This is a genomic window from Jatrophihabitans sp. (genome assembly GCF_036388195.1).
In the GTDB taxonomy this organism is placed as follows: Bacteria; Actinomycetota; Actinomycetes; order Mycobacteriales; family Jatrophihabitantaceae; genus Jatrophihabitans_A.
The window spans coordinates 1-21,588 of record NZ_DASVSG010000007.1; the positions used below are offsets into that span (position 1 = coordinate 1).

Here is a 21,588-nt window from a genome sequence, read left to right on the forward strand (position 1 = left end):
GTCCTTGGCCTGGTTGAGTGCACCGGCCAGCACTGAGGCGGGAATGCCGTCGAGCTTGGTGTCCAGCTGCAGCGCGGTGATGAAGTCCTTGGTCCCGGCCACCTTGAAGTCCATGTCGCCCATGGCATCCTCGGCACCGAGGATGTCGGTCAGCGCCACATAGCGGGTCTCGCCGTCGATGGTGTCGGAGACCAGGCCCATCGCGATGCCGGCGACCGGAGCCTTCAGCGGCACCCCGGCGTTGAGCAGGGCCAGCGTCGAGGCGCAGACCGAGCCCATCGAGGTGGAGCCGTTGGAGCCCAGCGCCTCCGAGACCTGCCGGATCGCGTACGGGAACTCGTCGCGGCCGGGCAGCACCGGGATCAGGGCCCGCTCGGCCAGCGCGCCGTGGCCGATCTCGCGGCGCTTGGGCGAGCCCACCCGCCCGGTCTCCCCGGTGGAGTACGGCGGGAAGTTGTAGTTGTGCATGTAGCGCTTGGTGCGGTTCGGGCTCAGGGTGTCGAGCTTCTGCTCCAGGCCCAGCATGTTCAGCGTGGTGACGCCCAGGATCTGGGTCTCGCCGCGCTCGAACAGCGCCGAGCCGTGCACCCGCGGCAGCACCTCGACCTCGGCCGACAGCGTCCGGATGTCGGTCAGCCCACGGCCGTCGATGCGCACCTTGTCGCGCAGCACCCGCTGCCGGATCAGGCTCTTGTTCAGCGACCGGTAGGCGGCGCCGATCTCCTTGTCCCGGCCGGCGAACTTGTCGGCGAGCTCGGTCTTGGCCAGCTCCTTGATCCGGTCCAGCTCGATCTCGCGCTCCTGCTTGTCGGCGATGGTCAGCGCCGCGGCGGTGGCATCGCTGTAACCGGCCTTGACCGCGTCGAGCACGTCGTCCTGGTAGTCCAGGAACACCGGGAACTCCCGGGTCTCCTTCGCCGCCGTCGCGGCCAGCTCCGACTGCGCCCGGCACAGGGCGGCGATGAACGGCTTGGCCGCCTCGAGCCCGGCCGCGACGATCTCTTCGGTCGGCTTGGTGGCGCCGCCGGCGACCAGGTCGATGGTGTTCTCGGTGGCCTCGGCCTCGACCATCATGATCGCCACTTCATCGGCGTCGCCACCGGAACCCTTGACCACTCGGCCGGCGACGACCATGTCGAAGGTGGCCCGCTCCAGCTCGGCGTGGGTGGGGAAGCCGATCCACTGGCCGTCGATCAGGGCCACCCGGGTGGCGCCGACCGGGCCGTTGAACGGCAGGCCGGAGATCTGGGTGGACGCCGAGGCCGCGTTGATGGCCAGCACGTCGTAGGCATGGTCGGGGTTGAGCGCCATCACCGTGATGACGACCTGGACCTCGTTGCGCAGGCCCTTGATGAAGGTCGGGCGCAGCGGCCGGTCGATCAGCCGGCAGGTGAGGATCGCGTCCTCGGACGGCCGGCCCTCCCGCCGGAAGAACGAGCCCGGGATCCGGCCGGCGGCATACATCCGCTCCTCGACGTCGACCGTCAGCGGGAAGAAGTCGAACTGGTCCTTCGGGGTCTTGCTCGCGGTGGTGGCCGAGAGCAGCATGGTCTCCTCGTCGAGGTAGGCCACCACGGAGCCCGCGGCCTGCCTGGCCAGCCGGCCGGTCTCGAACCGGATGGTGCGGGAGCCGAAGGCTCCGTTGTCGATCGTGGCGACGGCCTCGGTGATGGGGGTTACGGCGTCGTTTTCGGACATAGCAGTCCGCCTCTCTGTTGGCAGCGCGGTGCGCGCTGTTACGAGCCGGGGCGGAGCGCCTCACGCGCACATCGATGAGCCGATGATCTCGGCGGGTGCGGTGCCGGTCTTCGATCGAAGCGCCTGAGCCACGCTCAGGACGCCACTACCGAGGACCGACCTCGTTGAGCCGCACTGTCTTCGCCCACGGTGGTGCTGGGTACGCGAGTGCTCGGCTCCGGCGTTGGGATTCAGTTGTCTTCGTTCCGCCGGCCACCGCTGGGGCGCCGGGCGCAACGAGAACGGGAGCGCCTCCAGCAGGAGACGCTCCCGGCAGGGCTATCGGCGCAAGCCGAGCCGCTCGATGATCGAGCGATAACGGTTGACGTCGGTCTTGGTCAGGTAGTTGAGCAGCCGGCGCCGCTGGCCGACCAGCAGCAGCAGGCCGCGCCGGCTGTGATGGTCGTGCTTGTGGCTCTTGAGGTGCTCGGTGAGGTCGGCGATCCGGCGGCTGAGCATCGCGATCTGGACCTCGGCCGACCCGGTGTCGGTGTCAGAGGCGCCGTACTCGCTGATGATCTGCTGCTTGACGTCCTTGGTTAGCGGCACGACGCTTCTCCTTCGATCTGGTGCAGGAACGCCCCATCGGTCTGAGTCACGACGGGTGGCTAACGCAGCTGCGGTACTTCTGGCACTTCACGGGCACGGCGCTGGGGCCATCCCCGGTAGGCCAGTCTAGCAGCCGCCCACAGGCGCTCCTAACCCAGCAACTGCCGGGTCCGGGTGACGTCGTCGGTCATCTGGGTGACCAGGTCGTCGACGGAGTCGAACCTGATCATGCCGCGCAGCCGGTGCACGAACTCCACCCCGAGGTTCTGGCCGTACAGGTCGCTGTCGAAGTCCAGGATGTAGGCCTCGACCGACCGCCGCCGGCCGTCGAAGGTCGGGTTGCTGCCCACCGAGATGGCCGCCGGCAGCGTCGGCAGGTCGGTGAGGGTGTTGCCCCACTCGTCGATCCGCGCCACCCGTCCGGCGTAGATGCCGTCGGCAGGCACCGCGGCGAACGGCGTCGCCCGGACGTTGGCGGTCGGAAAGCCCAGGTGCCGGCCGCGCTGGTCACCGCGCACCACCAGCCCGTCCAGCCGGTGCGGCCGGCCGAGGGCGTGCGCCGCGGCGGCCATGTCACCGGCCTCGACGCAGGAGCGGATGTAGGTGGAGGAGATCGGCCGGCCGGCCTCGGCCAGCAGCGTCACCCCCTCGGCGTCGAAGCCCCAGCGGCTGCCCAGCTCGGTCAGCATCGCCACGTCGCCGGCGGCCTTGTGGCCGAACCGGAAGTTCTCCCCGACCACCACCGCGTCGGCATGCAGCCCCGCGACCACTGCCTGGTGGAGGAACTCCTCGGCGGTGAGCTTGGAGAACTCCAGCGTGAACGGCAGGAACACCACCACGTCGATGCCGAGCTCGGCGGCGAGCTCGGCCTTGCGGGTGTTGGTGGTCAGCTGCGGCGGGTGGCTGCCGGGCCGGACCACCTCGGACGGGTGCGGGGTGAAGGTCATCAGCACCGTCGGCAGCCCGCGCTCGGCGGCCAGCTCGCGCGCCCGGGCAACGATCTGCTGGTGGCCGCGGTGCAGGCCGTCGAACACGCCGATGGTGGCCACGCAGCGACCCCATCCGGCCGGTATCTCGTCTAGACCACGCCAGCGTTGCACGCCGGGAGTCTATTGGCCCGGCCGTGGCTGCCCGGCGGTGGCCGAGGAATGAGCGGTGGCCGAGGAATGGGCGGTGGCCGAGGACAGGGCGGCCGAGGACAGCCAGCTCAGCGCCAGGACGTAACCCTCGACGCCCAGGCCCGCGATCACCCCGGAGGCCACCGCCGACACGTAGGAGTGCTGCCGGAACTCCTCGCGGGCGGCGATGTTGGAGATGTGCACCTCGACCAGCGGCGCGGTGCGGGCCGCAACGGCGTCGCGCAGCACGATCGAGGTGTGGCTGAGGCCCGCCGGGTTGAGCACCACCGGCAGCCGCTCGTCGGCAGCCCGGTGCAGCCAGCCGATCAGCTCGGCCTCGGCGTCGCTCTGGTGCACCTCGACCGCCAGCCCCAGCTCCGCGCCGGCCCGCACGCACAGCGCGGCGAGTTCGGCGTAGGTGGTGCTGCCGTAGATCTCGGGCTCGCGGGTGCCCAGCCGGCCGAGATTGGGCCCGTTGAGCACCAGCACGCGAACCGGGGTCGAGTCAGTCATGCTCCGCCTCCGCGATTTCCGAGTAAGCCGCGACCAGCAGGGCGGGGTCCGGGTCATCGACCGTCACCGGCCGGGCCAGGCCGTCCAGCAGGACGAACCGTAGCCGATTGCCACGGGCCTTCTTGTCGATCCGCATCGTCTCCAGCAGCTGCCCGAACGCCCCGGCCCGGTAGGACACCGGCAGCCGCAGCGAGCTGAGCACGGCCCGGTGCCGGTCGGCCGTCACATCGTCCAGGCGGCCCAGCGCCCGGGAGAGCTCCGCCGCGTAGACCAGCCCGATGGACACCGCCGCCCCGTGCCGCCAGCGGTAGCCCTCGGCCTTCTCGATCGCGTGGCCCAGCGTGTGCCCGTAGTTGAGCACCTCGCGCAGGCCCTGCTCGGTGAGGTCCTGCGACACCACCCGCGCCTTGACCGCCACCGACCGCTCGATCAGCTCCCGCTCGCGGTCGTTGCCCGGCGCGGTCACCGCGTCCGGGTCGGCCTCGATCAGCTCGAGGATCGCCGGGTCGGCGATGAAACCGCACTTGACCACCTCGGCCAGCCCGGCGATGTAGTCGTTGACCGGCAGGGTGCTCAGCGCGGCGAGGTCGCACAGCACCCCGACCGGCGGGTGGAACGCCCCGACCAGGTTCTTGCCGCGGTCGGTGTTGATGCCGGTCTTGCCCCCCACGGCGGCATCCACCATGCCGGCCAGGGTGGTGGGGACCTGCACGATCCGCACCCCACGCAGCCAGGACGCGGCCACCCAGCCGGCCAGGTCGGTGGTGGCGCCGCCGCCCAGGCCGATGATCGCGTCGTTGCGGGTGAAGCCGATCTGGCCCAGCACGTCGAAGCAGAACCCGGCGACGGCCAGCGTCTTGGCGTCCTCGCCGTCCGGGATCTCGATCAGGTGGCCCTGCAGCCCGTCCGCGGCCAGATCGTCGCGGACGGCCTCGGCGGTGGCCAGCAGCGTCGGTGGGTGGATCACCGCGACCCGCTGCGCTCCGGCCAGCAGGCCGGCCAGCTCGCCGAGCAGGCCGGTGCCGATGACCACCTCGTACGGCCGGTCGCCGGTGACCTGGATCCGGGTGCTGGGCGCGGTCACGTCGGCTGCCCGGCAAGCTGGCTGTGCAGCGCGGCGGCCACCTCGGCCACCGATCGGCCGCTGGTGTCGATGCGGGCCGAGGCGACCTCGGCGTACCGGGCGCTCCGGGCCTCGGCGAGTGCGGCCAGCCGGGCTGGCGCGTCGCCGGCCAGCAACGGGCGTGGCTCGGCGCGGGCCAGCCGATCCAGCAGCTCGTCCGGCTCGGCGCACAGCTGCACCACCGGCACGCCCGAGGCGGCCAGGTCCTGGCGTACCGACTCGGTGGTCACCGCGCCGCCGCCGAGCGCCAGCACGCCGTCGAAGCCGGCCAGCGCCTCGGCGATCATGTCGGCCTCCAGCTGCCGGAACACCGGCTCGCCCTGGGAGGAGAAGATCTCGCTGACCGGACGCCCGGTCTGCTGGGCGATCAGGTCGTCGGTATCGGCGAAGGCCACCTCCAGCCGGCGGGCCAGCTCCGCGCCGACGGTGGACTTGCCGGCGCCCGGCAGCCCGACCAGCACCACCCTGGGCGCCATCAGAAGCCGGGCCCGGAGATCTCGGCCGACCCGGGTCCGGATTCCAGCTCCCGCTCGCGGAGCCGGTCGAGGTAGCCGCGCACGTTGCGGCAGGTCTCGCCGATCGAGTCGCCACCGAACTTCTCCAGCACCGCCTGGGCCAGCACCAGCGCCACCATCGCCTCGGCCACCACCCCGGCCGCCGGCACCGCGCAGACGTCGGAGCGCTGGTTGATGGCCACCGCAGGCTCGCCGGTGGCGATGTCGACGGTGGCCAGCGCCCGCGGCACCGTCGAGATCGGCTTCATGGCCGCCCGGACCCGCAGCACCTCGCCGGTGGACATGCCGCCCTCGATGCCGCCGGCCCGGCCCGACCGGCGCCGGAGCTGGCCGTCGTCGGCGCGCTCGATCTCGTCGTGCGCCTTCGACCCCGGAACCCGGGCCAGCTCGAAACCGTCGCCGACCTCGACGCCCTTGATCGCCTGGATACCCATCAGCGCGGCGGCGAGCCGGGAGTCCAGCCGGCGGTCCCACTGGATGTGGCTGCCCAGGCCGGGTGGCAGGTGGTGGACGACCACCTCGACCACGCCGCCGAGGGTGTCGCCGGCCCGCTTGGTCTCATCGATCAGCGCCACCATCGCTGTACCTGCCTCGGCGTCCAGGCAACGCACCTCGGAGGTGTCGATCAGGGCCCGGTCACCGGGCTGCGGCAGGGTGCCGGACGCCGCTGACACCGAGCCGATCGAGGTCACGTGGCTGAGCACCTCGGCGCCGACGCTTTGGCGCAGGAAGCTCTTGGCCAGCACGCCGAGCGCCACCCTGGCCGCGGTCTCCCGGGCGCTGGCCCGCTCCAGGATCGGGCGCGCGTCGTCCAGGTCGTACTTCTGCATGCCCACCAGGTCGGCGTGACCGGGCCGGGGCCGGGTCAGCGGCTCGTTGCGGGCCTGGGCGGCCAGCACCTCGGCCGCCACCGGATCGGCCGCCATCACGCTCTGCCACTTCGGCCACTCGGTGTTGCCCACCCGGACGGCCACCGGGCCGCCCATCGTCCGGCCGTGCCGGACCCCGCCGGTCAGCTCGACCTCGTCCTGCTCGAACTTCATCCGGGCGCCGCGGCCGTAGCCGAGCCGGCGGCGCGCGAGGTCCACCCCGATCTCGGCGGTGGTGACCTCGACCCCGGCCGGCAGCCCCTCCAGGATCGCGACGAGGGCTTGGCCGTGGGACTCACCAGCAGTTATCCAGCGCAGCACCTGAGGATTGTTTCACTCCGCGCTCCAGCGCCGGCCCCGGGTCCGGCAGCCGGGCGCGGGCCGGACACGCATCATGGTGAGGTGGGCGAGCAGACCGAGCAGACCGGCTGGACGATCGATCCCGCCGGCCTGCGCGCCGTGCTAACCGACCGCCGCCGGGTCGAAGCGGCGCTGCCGCATGCCGAGCCGGCGCAGCGGCTGCTCCTGCTCGGATTGCTGGGCCAGGCGCAGCAGGGGCTCACCGAGGGCCGGCGGTTGCTGGCCGAGCCCGCGATCAGCGCCGATCCGTGGCGGCTGCTGCTCCGGATGGCCGACCTGCACTGCCTGCAGTCGGACTTCGCCGCGGCCGAGCAGTGCCACCAGCAGGCCTGGCGGCACGCGTTGGGCCGCGAGCGGCAGGCCGAGACGCTGCACTCGATCGGGACGCGCCAGTTCGAGCAGGGCGACCGGGACGCCGCGGCCGCCAGCCTGCAACTCGCGCTGACCCTGCTCAGCCTGTTCGGCGACACCCCGTCGCGGGCCCGGACGGTCGCGGCCCTGGCCAGGGTCCGGGACGGCTCCCCCACCGACCCTGCCTTCGACGCGGTGATCCTGGCCGGTGGCCGGGGCAGCCGGATGGGTGGCGGGCCGGCCAAGCCGCTGCGCAAGCTCGCCGGCTGGCCGATGCTGGACCACGTGCTGCTGGCGTGCAGCGCCGCACGCCGGCAGATCGTCGTCGGGCCGGCCCGGATCGGGATCGGGGCGCCGCTGTTCTGCCGGGAGCAGCCGGCCGGGTCCGGGCCGGTCGCGGCGATCAGCGCCGGGCTGGCGCAGGTCCGCCAACCCGTCGTCCTGGTGCTTGCCGCCGACCTGCCCTTCATCGCCGGGGCGCTCGGGCCGCTGCGGGCCCTGCTGGCCGGTGGCCAAGCTCTCGACGCCGCCGCCCTGGTGGACCCGAGCGGGCGGATCAACCACCTGGCGGCCGCCTGGCGCACCGCGGCGCTGTACGCCGCGCTGGACCGGCTGGGCGACCCGGCCGGCCGGCCGGTACGGGCGCTGTACGACTCGGTCGAGGTCGCGTACCTGCCCGACTTCGACGCCTACGGCGCGGACTGCGACACCCCGGCGGACCTGCGCCAGGCCGAGAGCCGGATCAGGCAGCGCAGCCGGGGACGGCTGCCAGCAGCGCAGCTCGCATGGCCTCGACTGGAGCTGCACTCCCCGTCATGAGCTCGACCTGCCGGGCGGCCTGGTGCAGCAGCATCGCCGCGCCGCTGACCACCGGGGCGCCGGCCGCGGCCAGCGCGGTGGCCAGCGGCGTCGGCCACGGGTGGTAGACCGCGTCCAGCAGCGCCTGATCGCGGCGGAACGGCAGGTCCGCGAACCGGTCCGCGGCCCCGGCCGGCAGCGTGGCGATGATCAGGTCGGCGTCCAGCCAGTGCTGCCGTTCCGACAGCGGCGCCACCGTCACCGGCCGGTCCAGCCGCTGCGCGGCGGCCAGCAGCTCGCCGGCCCGGGACGGCTCGCGGACCAGCACGGTCACCCGGTGAGCACCGGCCAGCGCGGCCAGCGCGGCCTGGGCGGTGCCGCCGGCGCCGAGCACGGTGACCGCTCCCCCGGCCGGGATGCCCGCGGCGCCCAGCGCGTCCCGGATCCCGATCCAGTCGGTGTTGTCGGCATGCCAGCCGTCCGGCCGGGGCAGCAGGGTGTTGCCGGCCCCGATGGCGGTCGCGTCCGGGCTGGCCGACGTGGCCACCCGCAGCACCTGGCGTTTGAGCGGCATGGTGCACGAGTAGCCCGCCACCTCGGGGCCGGAGCCGGCGAGCAGGCCGGCCAGCCCCTGCTCGTCACACTCGATGGCGGTGTAGCTCCAGCCGGTCAGGCCGAGCGCCTGGTAGGCGGCCCGGTGCAGCACCGGCGACAGCGAGTGCCCGATCGGCTTGCCGAGCACCGCCGCCGAACGTGACGGCAACTAGCAGCCCCAGCCGTTGGCCTTGCACTTGGCCACCGCGGCCGTGAAGACGTCCTCGTCGGCGGTGAAGACGTGATGGCCGGCCGAGTCGGACACCACGTAGTAGAGCCAGTCGCCGGCCGCCGGTTGGACCGCGGCCTGCAGCGAGGCCACGCCGGGATTGGACACCGGGGTCGGGGGCAGCCCGACCCGGGTGCGGACGTTGTACGGCGAGTTCTCGGTGTAGGTGACGGTGTCCGGGTCCTTGCCGCTCAGCGCCACCCCGTACCGGTTGGCCGCGTCGATGCCGATCGGGGTGCCCTTGGCCATTCGGTTCAGGATCACCCGGGCCACCTTCGGCCGGTCCTCGGGGAACTTGGCCTCGGCCTCGACCAGCGAGGCGATGATCAGCGCCTGGTACGGCGTCAGCCGCAGGGCCTTGGCCGCCGCGGCGAAGCCGAGCTTGCGGTATTCGGCGCCGAACTGGGCGGCCAGCTGCTGCACGACCTGGCCGGCGGTCTGGTCCGGGTCGAACTCGTAGGTCGACGGGAACAGGAATCCCTCGGCGGTCTTCGGGCTGAGCCCCTCGGGCAGGCCGAGCTCGGAGATCTTGCCGGCAGCCGCGCGCAGCTCGGCGAGCGGCAGGCCGGTCTTGCTGGCCAGCAGCGCGAGCACCTGCTTCTCGGTATAGCCCTCGGGGATGGTCACCTGGGACACCAGCCGGTTGGCCGGGTCGAGGATGGCGGCCATCGCGGCCTTGCCGGAGGCGCGCAGCGGCACCCGGTACACCCCTGCCTGGATGTCGCTGGCCCGGCCGGAATTCTCCGCGGCCGTGATGAACGCGCGGCTGGACTTGACCACGCCGGCCTGCACCATGGCCGCCGCGACGTCCCTGGCGCCGTCACCCGGCGAGATCTTGATCCGGGTGGACCCCTCGCCGGAGCCGGAGTAGTCCGGGGTGGCGAACCGGCCGCTGACCGAGGTGACGATCTTGTAGCTGACCCCGACCAGGCCGAGGATCAGGACGAGCGCCACGAACGGGGCGATCCGGCGAGCCCGCCGGCGCTTCTGGTGTCGCTGGGACCGCTTGCGGGAGCCTGGGACATGGGACGCGCCCTCGCGAGGAGCGAACAAGAGATGGTCGTCGTCCCGCAGCTCGTCGATCGAACCCTCCACCGATTGTGGCCTCTTTCGAATCCGCTATTCAGGGTGGTGCTGGGTGGAACCGTCCAGATATGACTGCAAGATCTCCACGGCTGCGGCCTGGTCGACCACGGCGCGCTTGGCGCGGCCTCGGACGCCGCTAGAACTGAGGTTACGCTGCGCCAACACCGTGGTAAGCCGTTCGTCGACGTAAACTACCGGACGCGGCGCGATCCGCGCTGCCAGCTCGCGGCCGTAGTCCCGGGCGTCCTGCACCGCCGTGCCGGCCCGGCCGGCCAGGGTCTGGGGCAGGCCCACCACCACCCCGACCGCCTCGTGCTCGCCGAGCAGGGCGGCCAGCTCGTCCAGATCGGAGCCCAGCCGCCGGTCCCGGCGCAAGGTGGCGACCGGCACGGCGAGCACTCCGCGCGGGTCGCTGCGGGCCACGCCCACCCGGACCGAGCCGACATCCACCCCGAACCAGACGCCGGGCTCGATGCGGGGCTGGCTCATGACGGGGCCGAGTCGCTCGTGGGCGAGAAGGTCGTGGCCGAGCTGTTCGTGGCCGAGCTGTTCGTGGCTGGGCCGGGCTGGCTCATGGCTGGCTGGCTCATGGCTGGCTGGCTCATGGCTGGCTGGGCTGTGGCCGGGAGGCTCAGGAGGCGCCGGCGGCCGGCTTGTCAGCCGTCGGACTGACCGCGATGGCGACGTCACCCGCCGGGCCGGGCGCCACGGCGCCGCTCGGCGCGGCGGCGCCGGTGGACAGCGCGCTCTCGCCGCCGGCGTCGAGCCCCGCCGCGGCCCGCAGCGCGGCCTCCTGGGAGGACATCGCCTCGCGCACGTCACCGGCGAAGTCCCGCAGCGCGTCGGCCAGGTCGGACAGGCCCGCGCCGAGGCCGGCGGCGATGCCCTGGGGCGTCATCCGCTCCGCCGCCCGGGACAGCCTGCGGAAGATCAGCACGCCGAGGGTGGCGCCGAGGGCCAGCCAGAACAGCCTGCGCATCTCAGCGGTTCCCCCCGCGCCGGCTCGCCCGGCGGTTGGCCCGGGCAGCCGCGATCGCCTCGGTGTCCTGACGCTTGCGCAGGCTGGAGCGGACGCCGTAGGAGAAGGCCGCGACCTTGATCAACGGGGTGCCCACGGTCGAGGACACGATGGCGGTCAGCGCGGCGGCGTTGGAGGTGATGGAGCTGACGCCGTGGGTGATGCCCTCCATCTGCTGGAGCTGGCTGTTGACGTTGGCCACCGTGGTCTGGGCTCCGGTGAGCAGCGGGGTGGCGCCCTCATGCGTCTTGCGGATCGCCAGGGTCGCCTCGTCCAGCGTCCTGCCCAGTTTCAGCAGCGGGATCGCCAGCAGCAGGACCAGCAGGAGAAACCCGCCTGCGGCGATCAGCGCGGCGATGGCTCCAGCGTGCACGAGCGGTGCCTCCCTCTCCTAACGGTTATGGATGGACCCTACCCGCTGGCAGATCAGCGCCTGTTGCCGCGGATCACCGCGCGCAGTTTGGCCAGCCGCTCGCTGATCGCCCGTTCGGCGCCACGCTGGCCGGGCTGGTAGTAGTCGCGCCCGACCAGCTCGTCCGGCGGGTACTGCTGGGTGGCGACCCCTTCGGGCAGGTCGTGCGGGTACTGGTACTTCTGGGCGTGGCCGAGCTTGCCGGCGCCGGCGTAGTGGCCGTCGCGCAGCGGCGGCGGGACGGCGCCGGCCGAACCCGCCCGGACGTCGGAGATGGCGGCGTCGATGGCGGTGATGACGGCATTGGACTTCGGCGCCAGCGCCAGGTGGATGGTCGCCTGGGCAAGGTTGATCCGGGCCTCGGGCATGCCGATCAGGGCCAGCGCGTCGGCAGCCGCGGTGGCGGCCAGCAGCGCCGTGGGGTCGGCCATGCCGATGTCCTCGCTGGCGTGCACGACCAGCCGGCGGGCGATGAACCGCGGGTCCTCGCCGGCGACGATCATCCGGGCCAGGTAGTGCAGGGCGGCGTCGACGTCGGAGCCGCGGATGGACTTGATGAAGGCGCTGATGACGTCGTAGTGCTGGTCGCCGTCGCGGTCATAGCGCACGGCCGCGGTGTCGACGGCCTGCTCCAGCGCCGCGAGGCTGATCTCCTGCCCGCCGTCGGCCTGCACCGCTCCCGCCGCGGCCTCCAGCGCGGTGAGCACCCGCCGGGCGTCGCCGCCGGCCATCCGCAGCAGGTGCGCGCGGGCGTCCTCGGCCAGGGTCACCGTGCCGGCCAGGCCGCGCTTGTCGGTCAGCGCCCGGTCGATCAGCTGGTTCAGGTCGTCGTCGGTGAGCGGTTGCAGGGTCAGCAGCAGGCTGCGCGAGAGCAGCGGCGAGACCAGGGAGAAGTACGGGTTCTCGGTGGTGGCCGCGACCAGGGTGACCGTCCGGGCCTCGACCGCCGCGAGCAGGGAGTCCTGCTGGGTCTTGGAGAAGCGGTGGATCTCGTCGATGAACAGGACGGTGGGGCGGCCGCCGTGTTCGAGGGTCCGGCGGGCGGTGTCGATCACCGCCCGGACGTCCTTGACGCCGGCGTTGAGCGCCGACAGCTGCACGAACCGGCGGTTGCCGGCGGTGGAGACGATGGTGGCCAGCGTGGTCTTGCCGGTGCCGGGCGGGCCGTAGAGGATCAGCGACATCGGCGCGTCCCCCTCGACCAGCCGGCGCAGTGGCGAGCCGGGGCCGAGCAGCTGCCGCTGGCCGAGCACCTCGTCCAGGGTCCGCGGCCGCATCCGGACGGCCAGCGGGCTGTTCGGGTCGTCGGCGCTGTCGTAGTGGCTGCTCTGCTGGCTCGAGCTGTAGCCGGCTGCCGTGTCCGGGCCGTCCTCGTCCGGCTCGCCGAACAGCGTCATGGCCGGCGCTCGGCGAGCGGTGCGGTGACTGCTGGCATCCAGAGCTCCTTGCCCGGAGGGTTCGGCCAACCCTAGTCCGCGACGCGGCGACCGACCGGCACGGCGGCAGGCTCGTTAGATTGGGACCCGCGGCTCGGACCGCGGGAATGGGGCTGGTGCGGATGTCTGTCATGACGGCGCGACGCCGGATCACCCGAGTGCGGGCCGGGTCGCCGGACCGGCCGGCGAGCGTCGAGTCGGTCGGCGACGAGCTCACCGTCGAGGCGCCGCTGAACCTGATCGTCTCCGGCGAGCCGATCGCCACCCTGATGCGCACGCCCGGCCATGACATCGAGCTGGCGGCGGGCTGGTTGACCGTCGAATCGGGGGTCCGGTCGGCCTCGGATCTGCTCGGGCTGCGGCAGTGCCGCACCTCCGACGATCTGGACCTGCGGGCCTTGGACGGCATCAGCGGCCGGGGCGTGGATCAGGTGCATCTGGCGCTGGCCGCCGGTGTGCAGGCACCGCGACCCCGGGCCTGGGTCACGGGGGCGGCGTGCGGGGTGTGCAGCGCCGACGTCCTGGATCTGAGCCCGCTGCGCCGCTCCGGCCCGCACACCGCGGGCTGGACGGTCGCGGCGGAGGTGCTGCAGGGGCTGCCCGACCAGGTTCGGCAACGGCAGCGGACGTTCGAACGGACCGGCTCGCTGCACGCCGCCGGGCTGGCCACGGCGACCGGGAGCCTGCTGGTGGTGCGCGAGGACGTCGGACGGCACAACGCGGTGGACAAGGTGACCGGCTGGGCGCTGTTCGCCGACCGGCTGCCTGCGACGGACCTGTTGCTGGTGGTCAGCGGCCGGGTGTCGTTCGAGATCATCCAGAAGGCGGTGGCTGCCGGGGTGGCCGGGGTGGTAGCGGTGTCGGCGCCGTCGGACCTGGCGGTGGATCTGGCCCGCGAGCATGAGCTGGTGCTGGCCGGCATGGTGCGACCCGGGCGGATGAACGTCTACTCCGGTGGCGAGCTGGTGACCGGGCTGGGCTAGCTCGGGCTGGGCTGGGCTGGCTCGGGCTGGGCTGGGCTGGCTCGGGCTCTGTCCGGCCGTCGGGCACAGGTCAGGCAGGCAGCACACCCCTCGGTGAGGTGGAGTTAGACGAACAGCCTGCCGTCGGTCCGGCTTCGAGTCAGACGAACAGCCTGCCGTCGTCGAGGTTGAGCGCCTCTTCGATCGCGTGGGCGCTGTGCCGGGAACAGCTGTCCCGGCGGCCGGTGCACAGGTGGTTCACCGTGGAGTGGCTCAGCCCGGCGCGGCGGGCCAGCTCCCGCTCGGTCATGCCGGCGAGCTCCAGGCACTCGACCAGGATCTCCCTACTTCGCAGACGCACGACAGCTCACCTCCCGTCCGGATTAGGTGTATTGGTCCGGGCGTCACACACCCATGACAGACGGGTGGTCCGGCGGCGACGGACTCGCGGGGCATAGGGACCTCCGGCACCGGGCGCGGCCGGGGAACGGCCGAATGGAGAGGCGAGGGCGAGGGGTGAAGCAAGGTTTCTTTTATGCAGTTGATCCGAAGATCTTGGCTGCGAGTACTTGCTTTGTCAAGTACTGTCGGACGTTAGGTCCGATGGTGTAGAACGGACGTTAAGCGCCCACGCGCAGTCGGATCGCAGAACTGCCAGTCATGATCAGTAGAGTGCCGAATTGAAAATTCAAGCACTCCGACCCGCTGCCAGGTGCAGACAGTCGGGGTGGCATGGTTCGACGCGGAGTCGGTCGAATGGAAAAGGGATTTCGGTATGCATGCGTTCCGTAGGCTGATTCAGGCACGAATGGACGAGCACGGGTACAAACCAGCCGATGTGGTCCGTCTGTCGGGCCTGTCGAGGCAGACGTTGCACTCGATCCTCACCGATTCCCGCGACACGATCAAAGAAATGCCGTCTCGCAAAACGGTGCAGGTGCTTGCCGAGGCGCTGCGAATGCCGGCGGACCAGCTGCTCATCGCCGCCGCCGAGGCATATGGGGTACCCGTCGCCGCGCCGGTCCTGGTTCCCACTACCACCGATGTGTCAGACGCCGAACTCGCGCGTGAGCTGCTGCGCCGGGCGGTCGCCCGAGAGGAGAGCGGCGCTGCCGGGCCGTCCTCGCTGCAGCTGTCCCACATCGACGGGGAGTCGGTGCTGGCGGTGGTCGACCTGCGGCGGCGGCTGCTGGCCGAAGCCGCCGCGGAGGCCGAGGTTCGGCCGGGGTTGGCCAAGACGCTGGATCACCTGGCGAATGTGATCACCGCCGCGCTGGACCAGGCCGCCAAGTCTGCCACCTGAGGCCCTGCGCCTGCCGGCGACGGTCACCCTGCCGCTGCCGCTGTGAGGCGCCCGGTGACTGAGCGACCTGCGGCTCAAGGCGCCGCCTGAATGCTGGTACCGGGCAACGCGCCGGGTAGGTCTGAGTACTCCATTTCCAGCGCTATTAGCGGATTAATAGCATTGCCGTTCAACATTCAGCACCCTATTCCATTGTCGATAGGTATTCAGTTTTCTAGACGCTCGGGACTCGGCAATGGCAGGGGTGCACTCATCCCTCGAGCACAACTAGGCCGGAGTTGACGCCAGCATTTCAAATACCAGGCGGCGAATCAGAACGGCGGGTCGCCATCGTAGGCCGGGCACGTCATTGAGCTCGGGTGGTCTCGACTCGCGCGTGGCGGACTGGAGTCGTCCCCGACCGCGCGCAGCGAACTGAGGCGGTCTCGGCTCGCGCGGGGCGAACCCGCGCCGTGGCAGCTGTCATCCCCGGATCGCGTGTCGCGCCGGCTGCTCCAGCGTTGCGGCGGGTGGCCGGCGCGCTGATGGCCGGTGTCATCGGTCCAGGTGAGTGACCCGTCGCTGTTTCGCCGGTACCGCCAGCCGGTACCGGCCTTGCAAAGGTTGTGCCGCCGACAGGCCAGGGCGGCATTGCGCCGGCACGTCCGGCCGCCCTGCCGGTAAGGCGTGATGTGCTCGTATTCGCAGCGGTAAGCGGGTTGATTGCAGGTCGGAAACGCACACACGCCGTCCCGCGCGCTGACGTAATCACGCAGACGCTGGCTCGGCCGGTATCGGTCAGCGCTGATATCGAGCAGCTGCCCGGTATCGGGATCGGTCAGCAACCGGCGCCAGGTCCCGGATTCGTCAGCGGCCAGCCGGCGGGCGGTCTCAGCCGTGATCGGGCCGTACCCGACGAGGTGGGCCGGCTGGTCATCGAGCTGCAGCAGCGTATCCGCGCCGACCACCACCTGGATGGACGGCCGCCGGCCCTGCAGCTCCGGCAGCGCCTGCTGAGGCAGGCCGGCCAGCACCGCATCGACCAGCAGGTCGGCCCGCTTCTGATCCATCGTCCGCGCGTCCTCGGCTGGAAACAGGGTGGCCGCGGCGGTGAGCCTGGTGAAGATCAGCTGGCCTTCGACGGCGCCCACCAGCACCGGCAGTTCGGCCATGCCGTCCTCGGCCGGTTGGAAGCCGACCCTGCGGTCGGCCAACGCCCGGACGTGCCGCTGCTGCGCCGTGGCCGGATCCAGGGCCAACGCGGCCCGGCTGGCCGACTGCCGCAACTGGCTGACCGTCTGATCCGCGGCTCGCTCGGTGACCCGGGCCTCGAACTCGTCGACCAGCTCAGGGTCCAGCCGCCACGCGGTCTCGGTGATCAACTGCGCGTGCCGCTCGGAGATCTCGCCGCCGGCCAGCAGCGCCAGGGTCTTCGGCAGCTCGCGCACCAGGGTGCGGCCGGTCTTCAACATCCGCTGCGCCGTCCGCGGCGGAACCTTCAACGCCAGCGACACCGCCTCCTGCGACAGGCCCAGCCGGCTGGTGTCGGCGGCGTCGATCTCGGCCAGCACGCGGGCCTGCGCAGCGTCGATCCAGTTCTTCTGTTCCTGCAGGGCGGCCACCAGATCGATCCGGTCAGCCGCGGACAACGCGCGCGGATCGAGCGAAGCCAACTCGCCCGTCGGCCTCGCCGCCGGTGGCAGCGTCATCCACCGGGCGAGCCGTTCGGAGGCTGGGACCATCGCCGAGTACACCGGATGCTCGGACCAATCAGGCTCCGGAACGTCCGCCAGCCAGTCGACCAGCTCCGCATCCAAGGTGTCGAACATAGTTTCGATTCTAGCATTCGCGGACCAAAATCGCGAGCACAAATCCCTTATGTGGAAAGATGATTCTCGATTCTTCCTGGGTCGCGCGGCGCTTTCCGACGGGTGGCTGTTCGGGGCTCAGCCACGCCGCTCGCCGTGCCGGGAACACACCGCCCGCCAGCCCATCGGCTCGACCTGGACCACCATCCGGCGGGCGCACTGAGGGCAGAAGCGCGGCGGCTCCAGCGCGGCGCGAATCATGCACGCGGGATGCCCGCCCCCGGCCGGAGCGTCGCCCGAAGGCTGGCCATCGGCCGAAGCAGCGCCAGCCCGCCCACCCTCGACAGGCACGTCGTCGAACGGCTTGCCGCACTGGCCGCAATACGGCTCGGTGTCCGCCATCTGCTGCGCTATCCGTCCACTGCGCTACAACGCCCCACTGCGCTAGAACGTCCCACTGCGCTACAACGTCGCCGACAGCGCCTTGATCGGCATCTGCAGCTCCGCCAGCAGCTCGATGTCGGACTCGGCGGGCCGTCCCAGCGTGGTCAGGTAGTTGCCCACGATGACCGCGTTGATGCCGCCGAGCATCCCCTGCCGGGCGCCAAGATCCCCCAACGTCAGCTCGCGCCCGCCCGCGAACCGCAGGATGGCGCGCGGCATCGCCAACCGGAAGGCCGCGATGGTCCGCAGCGCGTCCTTGCCGTCCAGCACCGGCAGGTCGGCGAACGGGGTGCCCGGCCGCGGGTTGAGGAAGTTCATCGGCACCTCGTCCGGCCGCAGCTCAGCCAGCTGCACCGCGAACTCCGCGCGCTGCTCGAGGCTCTCGCCCATCCCGATGATGCCGCCGCAGCACACCTCCATGCCCGCATCGGCCACCATCCGCAGCGTCTGGGCCCGCTCCTGCCAGGTGTGGGTGGTCACCACCTGGTCGAAGTACGAGCGGGCCGTCTCCAGGTTGTGGTTGTAGCGGTGCACCCCGATCGCCACTAGCTGGTCGACCTGGGCCTGGGTGAGCATGCCCAGCGAGCAGGCGATCTGGATGTCCACCTCGGCACGGATTGCCTTGACGCCCTCGGCCACCTGGCTCATCAGCCGCTGGTCGGGCCCGCGCACCGCCGCCACGATGCAGAACTCGGTGGCGCCGGTCTTGGCGGTCTGCTTGGCCGCCTCCACCAGACTGGGGACGTCCAGCCACGCGGAGCGGACCGGCGAGGAGAACTGGCCTGACTGCGAGCAGAAGTGGCAGTCCTCGGGGCAGCCCCCGGTCTTGAGGCTGATGATGCCCTCCACCTCGACCTCCGGCCCGCACCAGCGCATCCGCACCTCGTGGGCCAGGGCGAGCAGCGGCTCCAGCTGATCGTCGGGCAGCCGCAGCACCTCGATCAGCTCCTCCTCGGCCAGGCCGATTCCGCCTTCCAGCACCTGACGGCGGGCCCGGCTCAGCACGGAGGTCTCGATCATGGTCATCGGCTGCTCACTCTCATCGGCTGTTCGCTCTCATCGACTGTTCGCTCTCATCGGTTCTGGCGCGGCATGGCGACGGACGAAGTCAGCCGCATCGAAGTTGCCACCGAGCGCCGGCGTCAGCGATCGCAGGGCGACCTCGGCGAACGCCGCCGGCATCAACCGCCCGGCTCCGTGTGGAATCACGCCCCGCACCGGAGCGCCTCCGTAGGACGGCAGGTCCTGCAGGTTGCAGCGCTCGGCGAGTCCCGCTCCGGCCTGCCAGTCGCCGACCACCAGATGCTGTGGCCCCAAACCCCACTCCTCGAGCGCCTTGGCCGCGGCGGCGGCATCGTGCAGGCAGCCCAGGCTCGCGCCGGTCACCAGCACCACCTCGAACCGTGGAGTCCGCACGTCGGCATAGGGGGAACGCACCAGCTCCTGCAGGGCGACGACCAGCTCGCAGATGCCCTCGTCGCGGTCGTTGAACCGGACCAGCGCTCCACCGGCGCCCTCGATGAGAACCAGGTTCCGGTCGGCCAGCCCGGCGATCCGGCCGGCCAGCTCGTCCAGGTCCGGCCCGCTCTCACCCAGCCGGCGAGCCGCCGTGGCCGGCGCCAGCGGCTCGGAGTAGCGCGCGTACTCGTGCAGATCGGTGAGGCCGGTCAGCCGTTGCACCTCGGCGAGATCACCGGCCTCGCCGGGCGCCACCCCGGTCTGCACCGGCTTGACCACCGCCACCCGCTGCCCGGCCCGCAGTGCGCAGGCCGCCAGGGCGGCTGTCACGACGGTCTTGCCCACCCCGGTTCCGGTGCCGGTGACCACGACGATGTTCATGACGGCGACACTGCCTGCCAGGTCTGACAAAACCGTTCCAGGTCCGCGTCGGTCAGGTCGGCTCGCGCGGTCAGCCGCAACCGGGCCGTCCCGGCAGGCACCGACGGCGGCCGGAAGCAGCCCACCTCGATGCCCCGCTCGCGCAGGGCGACCGAGCGCTCGAACGCCGCCGCGGCCTCGCCGATGAGAACCGGCACCACCGCCCCGTCGGTGGCCGGCACGCCGCAGATCCGGGCGAGCTGGCCGGCCCTGGCCCGTGCCCTGCCAGCCAGCCCGGGTTCGGATTCGATGATCCGCACCGCGGCCAGCGCCGCGCCTGCCGCGGCCGGGTTGAGCCCGGTGTCGAAGAGGAACGACCTGGCCCGGTCGATCAGCTGGCCGATCACCGCCCGGCTGCCGAGCACCGCGCCGCCCTGGGAGCCGAGCGCCTTGGACAGGGTGATGGTGGTGATGACGTCCGGCTCGGCGGCCAGCCCCGCTTCGGCCACCGAGCCCCGGCCTGCTCCCCGGACGCCCAGACCGTGCGCGTCGTCGATCACCAGCAGCGCGGCGAACCGGGCGGCCAGGGCATGCCAGTCCGCCAGCGGCAGCAGGTCGCCCGCGGCGGAGTTGACGGCATCGAGCACCACCATCGCGCGGGGTTGGCTGCGCTGCGCCAGCGCGCGGGCCGCGGCGTCGAGATCGCCGTGCTCGACCACCGTCACCGGGGACCGGCTCAACCGGCAGGCGTCCACCAGGGACGCATGGTTGCCGGCATCGGAGACGATCAGGCAGTCCGGGCCCGACAGCGCGGTCACCGCGCCGAGATTGGCCAGGTAGCCGGAGGAGAACACCAGGGCGGCCGGCGTTCCGACCAGGCCGGCCAGCGCCTGCTCCAGCTCGGCGTGCAGCTCGGTGGTGCCGGTGACCAGCCGGGAGCCGGTCGCGCCGGCGCCCCAGCGGGCCAGCGCCGCGGCTGCCGCGGCCAGCACCCGGTCGTCGCGGGCCAGGCCGAGGTAGTCGTTGGACGCCAGATCGAGCTGGCCGCCCCGCTCCGGAGACCGCGGCCGCAACGTCCGGTGCAGCCCGGCTGCCGCCCGGTCAGCGGCGGCGGCAGCCAGCCAGGCCAGCGGATCCGGCCAGCGGCTGCGATCGGGTGCGGTGAGCGACACGGGCGCCAACGCTACGTCAGCCCGTCGCCGGCCGGCCGCGCCGGCTGTGCCCCGCGAGCGCCCACCGGTACCGAGCCAGCAACCGAACCAGCCGCCACCGAAGCAGCAACCGAACCAGCCGCCGCGGCCTGCATCGCCGCGCAGACCGCCGCCAGGTCCTCATCATCGATCAGGTACGGCGGCATGGTGTAGATCAGGTCCCGGAACGGCCGCAGCCAGACCCCGCGCTCGACGGCCGCGGCGGTGGCGGCCGGCACCGCGACGTCGCCGCTCAGCTGCACCACCCCGATCGCGCCGAGCACCCGGACGTCGCGCACGCCCGGCAACGCGCTGATCGGCGCCAGCCCCTGGCGCAGCCCGGCCTCGATCCGGGCGACCGAGGCCTGCCAGTCCTGTGACAGCAGCAGGTCTATCGAGGCCAGCGAGATCGCGGCGGCCAGCGGGTTGGCCATGAACGTCGGCCCGTGCGCCAGTCCCGAGGCCGGCCCGCGGGAGAGCTGCTCGGCCACCGCGCTGGTGCACAGGGTGGCCGCCATCGACAGGTACCCACCGGTCATCGCCTTGCCCAGGCAGCAGATGTCCGGGGCGACTGCGGCATGGTCGGCGGCGAACAGCGCGCCGGTACGGCCGAAACCGGTCGCGATCTCGTCGAAGATCAGCAGCACCGAATGCCGGTCGGCCAGCTCCCGCAGCGCGCGCAGGTAGGCCGGGCTGGACAAGCGCATGCCGCCGGCGCCCTGGACGACCGGCTCGACGATGATCGCCGCCACCGAGCCGGCGTGCTCGGCCAGCGCCTGCTCCCACTGCCGCAGGTAGTCCGGGTCCGGCTCGGCCTCGAACCCGGCCGGCGGCTCGTCCACGAACACCTGGGCCGGCAGCATCGGCTGCCACAGCGAGTGCATGCCGCCCACCGGGTCACAAACGCTCATCGGGTGCAGGGTGTCGCCGTGGTAGCCACCCCGCCAGGTCATCAGCCGGTGCTTGCCGGGACGGCCCGCCGATGCCCAGAACTGCACCGCCATCTTGGCCGCCACCTCGACCGCCACCGACCCGGAGTCGGCGAAGAAGACGTGCCGCAACGGCTCGGCGGTGATGTCCACCAGCCGGCGGGCCAGCTCGATGGCCGGCTGGTGGGTCAGGCCCCCGAACATCACATGGCTCATCGACTCCAGCTGCTGCCGGGCTGCCGCGTCCAGCACCGGGTGCCGGTAGCCGTGGATCGCCGCCCACCAGGAGGACATGCCGTCGATCAGCTCCCGGCCGTCGTCCAGCCGCAGCCGGACGCCGGAGGCCGACCGCACCAGCAACGGCTCGGCCTGCCCCGGCATCGGCCCGTACGGGTGCCAGACGTGTGCCCGGTCGGCGGCCAGCAGCTCCGCTGAGTCAGCCAACCG

The 21,588-nt window shown here is 72.0% G+C and carries 21 protein-coding genes and 2 pseudogenes; 3 read left to right on the forward strand and 20 right to left on the reverse strand.

The genetic code is table 11. The features are described 5' to 3' along the window. From VF612_RS00310 to aroC, 7 genes and pseudogenes are all read right to left on the reverse strand, one after another. Window positions 1–1,698: polyribonucleotide nucleotidyltransferase (locus tag VF612_RS00310; RefSeq protein WP_408657850.1), on the reverse strand; the 1,698-nt coding region annotated here is incomplete at its 3' end. 318 nt (window positions 1,699–2,016) lie between these two features. After that, window positions 2,017–2,286 (reverse strand): 30S ribosomal protein S15, encoded by a 270-nt coding sequence (gene rpsO, locus VF612_RS00315; protein ID WP_408657851.1) that lies wholly within the window; start codon window positions 2,284–2,286, stop codon window positions 2,017–2,019. A gap of 149 nt (window positions 2,287–2,435) precedes the next feature. Further along, window positions 2,436–3,386, reverse strand: coding sequence for a bifunctional riboflavin kinase/FAD synthetase (locus VF612_RS00320; protein ID WP_408657852.1), 951 nt, complete (start codon window positions 3,384–3,386; stop codon window positions 2,436–2,438). A 93-nt stretch (window positions 3,387–3,479) separates the two neighbouring features. Continuing rightward, window positions 3,480–3,917, reverse strand: a pseudogene (aroQ, locus tag VF612_RS00325) (type II 3-dehydroquinate dehydratase); the annotation flags it as partial. Next, a complete protein-coding gene (gene aroB, locus VF612_RS00330; RefSeq protein ID WP_408657853.1) occupies window positions 3,910–5,001 on the reverse strand; it encodes a 3-dehydroquinate synthase in 1,092 nt (363 codons plus the stop codon). The gene aroB and the pseudogene aroQ, both read right to left, overlap by 8 nt. Beyond that, on the reverse strand, window positions 4,998–5,516 hold the full coding sequence (locus tag VF612_RS00335) for a shikimate kinase (protein ID WP_408657854.1): 519 nt from the start codon (window positions 5,514–5,516) through the stop codon (window positions 4,998–5,000). The genes aroB and VF612_RS00335 overlap by 4 nt, the downstream gene beginning before the upstream one ends. Beyond that, window positions 5,516–6,745, reverse strand: a complete 1,230-nt coding sequence (aroC, locus tag VF612_RS00340) for a chorismate synthase (protein ID WP_408657855.1) — start codon at window positions 6,743–6,745, stop codon at window positions 5,516–5,518. Before aroC ends, VF612_RS00335 begins: the two co-directional genes overlap by 1 nt. An 81-nt stretch (window positions 6,746–6,826) precedes the next feature. On the opposite strand from aroC, the gene mobA reads away from it, so the two are divergent. Next, window positions 6,827–7,954 (forward strand): molybdenum cofactor guanylyltransferase, encoded by a 1,128-nt coding sequence (gene mobA / locus VF612_RS00345; RefSeq protein WP_408657856.1) that lies wholly within the window; start codon window positions 6,827–6,829, stop codon window positions 7,952–7,954. Here mobA and VF612_RS00350 read toward each other — a convergent pair. The 6 genes from VF612_RS00350 to VF612_RS00375 all read right to left on the reverse strand — a co-directional run bounded on the left by VF612_RS00350 (window position 7,878) and on the right by VF612_RS00375 (window position 12,669). After that, window positions 7,878–8,696, reverse strand: a complete 819-nt coding sequence (locus VF612_RS00350; RefSeq protein ID WP_408657857.1) for a shikimate dehydrogenase — start codon at window positions 8,694–8,696, stop codon at window positions 7,878–7,880. The two genes, mobA and VF612_RS00350, sit on opposite strands and share 77 nt — an antisense overlap. Next, window positions 8,697–9,851 carry an endolytic transglycosylase MltG gene (gene mltG, locus VF612_RS00355; RefSeq protein ID WP_408657858.1) on the reverse strand — a complete coding sequence of 385 codons (1,155 nt, stop codon included), beginning with the start codon at window positions 9,849–9,851 and terminating at the stop codon, window positions 8,697–8,699. Window positions 9,852–9,875: 24 nt separating this feature from the next. Then, entirely contained in the window at window positions 9,876–10,331 is a 456-nt protein-coding gene (gene ruvX, locus VF612_RS00360) for a Holliday junction resolvase RuvX (protein WP_408657859.1), read from the reverse strand. 142 nt (window positions 10,332–10,473) lie between these two features. Beyond that, window positions 10,474–10,821: a hypothetical protein gene (locus VF612_RS00365; RefSeq protein WP_408657860.1), complete on the reverse strand. Its 348-nt coding sequence runs from the start codon at window positions 10,819–10,821 to the stop codon at window positions 10,474–10,476. A 1-nt stretch (window position 10,822) separates the two neighbouring features. Continuing rightward, window positions 10,823–11,233 (reverse strand): DUF948 domain-containing protein, encoded by a 411-nt coding sequence (locus tag VF612_RS00370; RefSeq protein ID WP_408657861.1) that lies wholly within the window; start codon window positions 11,231–11,233, stop codon window positions 10,823–10,825. A gap of 53 nt (window positions 11,234–11,286) precedes the next feature. Continuing rightward, the gene (locus VF612_RS00375; protein WP_408657862.1) at window positions 11,287–12,669 is read right to left on the reverse strand and encodes a replication-associated recombination protein A; all 1,383 of its coding nucleotides are present in this window, start codon (window positions 12,667–12,669) and stop codon (window positions 11,287–11,289) included. A gap of 170 nt (window positions 12,670–12,839) precedes the next feature. Here VF612_RS00375 and VF612_RS00380 point away from each other — a divergent pair, with 170 nt between their 5' ends. Further along, a complete protein-coding gene (locus tag VF612_RS00380) occupies window positions 12,840–13,691 on the forward strand; it encodes a formate dehydrogenase accessory sulfurtransferase FdhD (protein WP_408657863.1) in 852 nt (283 codons plus the stop codon). A gap of 139 nt (window positions 13,692–13,830) precedes the next feature. Here the strand turns inward: VF612_RS00380 and VF612_RS00385 are convergent, their stop codons facing one another. Continuing rightward, entirely contained in the window at window positions 13,831–14,031 is a 201-nt protein-coding gene (locus VF612_RS00385; RefSeq protein ID WP_408657864.1) for a helix-turn-helix transcriptional regulator, read from the reverse strand. A 366-nt stretch (window positions 14,032–14,397) separates the two neighbouring features. Here VF612_RS00385 and VF612_RS00390 point away from each other — a divergent pair, with 366 nt between their 5' ends. Then, window positions 14,398–14,973, forward strand: a complete 576-nt coding sequence (locus tag VF612_RS00390; RefSeq protein WP_408657865.1) for a helix-turn-helix domain-containing protein — start codon at window positions 14,398–14,400, stop codon at window positions 14,971–14,973. Between the two features lie 311 nt (window positions 14,974–15,284). Here the strand turns inward: VF612_RS00390 and VF612_RS00395 are convergent, their stop codons facing one another. The 6 genes and pseudogenes from VF612_RS00395 to VF612_RS00420 all read right to left on the reverse strand — a co-directional run. Continuing rightward, the gene (locus VF612_RS00395) at window positions 15,285–16,781 is read right to left on the reverse strand and encodes an HNH endonuclease signature motif containing protein (protein WP_408657866.1); all 1,497 of its coding nucleotides are present in this window, start codon (window positions 16,779–16,781) and stop codon (window positions 15,285–15,287) included. Window positions 16,782–16,898: 117 nt separating this feature from the next. Next, window positions 16,899–17,162: a hypothetical protein gene (locus VF612_RS00400; protein WP_408657867.1), complete on the reverse strand. Its 264-nt coding sequence runs from the start codon at window positions 17,160–17,162 to the stop codon at window positions 16,899–16,901. A 60-nt stretch (window positions 17,163–17,222) separates the two neighbouring features. After that, window positions 17,223–18,230 carry a biotin synthase BioB gene (bioB, locus tag VF612_RS00405; RefSeq protein ID WP_408657868.1) on the reverse strand — a complete coding sequence of 336 codons (1,008 nt, stop codon included), beginning with the start codon at window positions 18,228–18,230 and terminating at the stop codon, window positions 17,223–17,225. 30 nt (window positions 18,231–18,260) lie between these two features. Further along, on the reverse strand, window positions 18,261–19,043 hold the full coding sequence (gene bioD, locus VF612_RS00410; protein WP_408657869.1) for an ATP-dependent dethiobiotin synthetase BioD: 783 nt from the start codon (window positions 19,041–19,043) through the stop codon (window positions 18,261–18,263). Continuing rightward, complete coding sequence (locus tag VF612_RS00415) at window positions 19,040–20,194, reverse strand: 8-amino-7-oxononanoate synthase (RefSeq protein WP_408657870.1); 1,155 nt, start codon at window positions 20,192–20,194, stop codon at window positions 19,040–19,042. The genes bioD and VF612_RS00415 overlap by 4 nt, the downstream gene beginning before the upstream one ends. Before the next feature lie 119 nt (window positions 20,195–20,313). Then, window positions 20,314–21,585, reverse strand: a pseudogene (locus VF612_RS00420) (adenosylmethionine--8-amino-7-oxononanoate transaminase); the annotation flags it as partial. Window positions 21,586–21,588 lie beyond the last annotated feature (3 nt).